Annotated in this window: 2 protein-coding genes; one reads left to right on the forward strand and one right to left on the reverse strand. The window is 47.7% G+C overall.

Features of this window, described 5'->3' with window-relative positions; translation table 11 throughout:
• A partial coding sequence (locus V6C93_RS18005) for a ShlB/FhaC/HecB family hemolysin secretion/activation protein (RefSeq protein WP_333478051.1) occupies positions 1-1,850 on the reverse strand: 1,850 nt, incomplete at its 3' end.
• Between the two features lie 221 nt (positions 1,851-2,071).
• Here V6C93_RS18005 and V6C93_RS18010 point away from each other — a divergent pair.
• The coding region (locus V6C93_RS18010) for a tetratricopeptide repeat protein (protein ID WP_333478052.1) at positions 2,072-3,097 on the forward strand (1,026 nt) is incomplete at its 3' end.

The raw sequence follows: 3,097 nt of genomic DNA on the forward strand, positions 1-3,097 counted from the left end.
TAAGGGTCTCGCTGCCAACGTAATCCTAACCCGATGCTGGCTAGGGTACTGGGAGTAGGAATTTCACCCTGATTATTCCAAGCTGTACCGATATCAAAAAAAGGAGCCAACTGAACGGTGCCAATTCCATCGGGTTTGCGAATAATGGGATAGTGCAATTCCAGAGAGCCTGCAATCCCATTGTCGGCAACTCGTTGATTTTGTCGATACCCTCGCACGGTATCAATTCCACCCACACTAAACTGTTCTATTGGTAATAGAGAATCCAAAGAAAGCTGGGCACCTGCACGGGCAATTAAAATTGTATTTCCACCTAATGCCTGAACCCACTGAAATTGCCCCAACCAACTGATAAAACGCCCATCAGGGCTAGTCTCGTTAACGGTGGCTCCCAACGCATTTAATCCAAAACTAAACTGCGATCGCGCCGCTAAAACTCGACTGGCGGAGCGATTCGTCCAGTCCTGGCTAAACCGGAGTACTGTGAGCTTGGATTTACCCTTGTCTGGTCCTGGTGAGAACGAATAGGGTATATTTTCAAATAAATAGGTCTGGCTTTGGCGCAAGTCAAGGGACAGTCCAAGGGTAAATTCACGGGTTGGAGTGCGGATGAGCGGTTGACTGAAACCCACAGACAGGGTGTACGAATCCGCACTAATATCCAAGTCGGAAAATGGTTGTTCGACAATCCGACTGCTGCTGCTGCCATAGCTGACGCTTAGGGTGCCATCACGAGGATTGAGGGGAATGTCATAGCCGAAGTTGTAAGTATTTATCCCTTGGCTGATGCCATAGTCAAAACTGAAGCGATCGCCAAAACCCAGTAAATTGTTATGGGCGATCGCAACGGTTCCTCGAATCTCACCCACACTGGGAGAATCCCGATTTTCTACTGTTAACGCGGCTGTATAGGGTTGCGCCTCTTTCAGCTTTAGCTTTAACACACTCAAACCAGGAGCTGTTCCGGCGGAAAGTTCTGCCTGCACCGTACTAATCAGGGGATTGAGTTGTAAGAGTTGCAAGGCTTCTTCGAGACGGGGGAGATTTACAGGCGTTTGAGTGGCTAAATTAATGCGCGATCGCACATAGCTGCTTCTTAATCGCCTCAATCCCTCAATCTCAATTTTTTCAATTGCGCCCTCCACCACCTGAATCTTCACCACACCGTCGGTTAAATCCTGGGGTGGCAAAAAAGCACCGGAGGTGGTGTAACCTTTCTCGGTATATAAGTTCGTGATTGCCGTGCGAATGGCTAACAATTCTTCAAAGGTGGCATCTTTACCGACAAAGGATGCAACAACGGCTTCTACTTCTTTCGGTGAAAAAACTGTATTTCCTAAAACCTCCACTCGCTTTACTTTCACCTTCACCCCTAATTGCGGTGGTGGTGTCATGGGTGTTTCGGGAGGCGGTGTGAGTGGAGAGGTTGGTGTAGGAGATTCTGGAGAGGTTGGGACTAAAGGGGGCAGCGATGGACGAGTGGGTTCTATAATTCCAGGCGGAAGATTAGGAGGAGTCTGCGCTAACTGTTGCGTGTTTTGAGGGGTAATCCTCTGTCGGTTTTCCGGTGGCGTTATACGTAGAGCATTCATTTTCTCCGTGTCCCCGCGTCCCCACGTCCCCGCGTCTGTCTCGACTACCATATTTGAACGCAACTTCGTATTATCTTCCTCTTCCTGAATCAAAGGTTCTTCCCTGTTTTCCCTCTGGGGGGAGGGGGGTGCTGAAAGATTAGAGGTAAGGATGGTTACCTGATTACTCGACTCAGGAGTCAGCTGTGCTAAGGTCGCAGAAGTGCAACTGAGGTATAACAAACCCGTACTGAGCAGAATTTGTTTCCAGCTGTTCATACTGAGTTGCAGCTCTTAGTAGAATTTAACGAACCACAGAGTCATAGAGGACGCTGAGGTAAGAGAAAGAGAGAGTGATACGTTTGAATGCAACTTGGTATCACTGCTCACTGACAAGGTCAAACCGTAAATCGAGCAGTTAAGAAATATCGGTGGATTTACGGACACTCCCCAGTCTACCCAATACAATACACGTATCTACCTCTGGATAGTTGACAGAAATGCTTCAAATTTGCAATTCTTGGCGTCGATTCAGTGTTATCTTCTTAGCCAGTCTTGTCTTTTGCAGCTTTTCTCACGCTGGGTCAGCAGAACAAGCCCAGCCTTCAGTTTCTGTAGAGAGGCCATTCATCGCATCTCCTCTCCAGAATGGGAATCAACAACCCTATTCTCAGGCAGTACAGCAGGGGATTGAGCGCTATCAAGCGGGAAACTTGAATGAAGCAATTGCACTTTGGCAACAAGCCCTGCCGCAAATTTCTAACCCCCAAGAAAGAGTGATCGTTTACAGTAATTTAGCGATCGCCTATCGGCAAATCGGTCAACTGGATCGAGCGATCGCACAGTGGGAACAAGCTATCCAAATTTATCGTTCTCAAAAAGATGAAGCGACACACCCAGCACTGGCAAGACTGTTAACGGAGCAAGGGCAGGCTTATAACGATTTGGGACAACATAAACGAGCCATTACTTTATTGCAGTCGGCGATTGAACTGACTCAGAAGTCTTCAGATCCGTTGACAGAAGCGGCAGCACAAGGAGCCTTAGGTACTGCTTACTGGTCAATCGGGGACTACGAAAAAGCTCTAGAAAGGCACCAAACGAGCTTGAAAATTGCCCGTGACTTGAACAATAGCAGTTATATTGCAACAGCGCTGAATAATTTGGGAAATGTTTACGTCAGCCGAGGCGATCGCGATCGCTATCAGGCTAATTTAGCGAAAGTAGAAGGCGATGACAAGGAATTTTCCCGCTTAACTCAAGCGGCGAGTCAGGCGCGAATTCAAGGTAGAATGTACTTTGAGCAAAGTGTGCAAGCCGCTCAAGGTACTTCTGGATTAGAGGAAGTGAGAGCGCTGATGAATTTAAATCGCTTTCTCATCAAGGATGAAGCGTCAGGGGTGAGTGATTCTTCACCAGGACAAGTAACCAATTCTGACCGAGCATTAATCCTGACCCATTTTAACCGAGCTAGGGCATTACTCCAAACCGCACCGGATTCACAAGACAAAGCCTATGCTTTGATT

It is taken from the genome of Allocoleopsis sp. (assembly GCF_036703385.1).
GTDB lineage: Bacteria > Cyanobacteriota > Cyanobacteriia > Cyanobacteriales > Coleofasciculaceae > Allocoleopsis.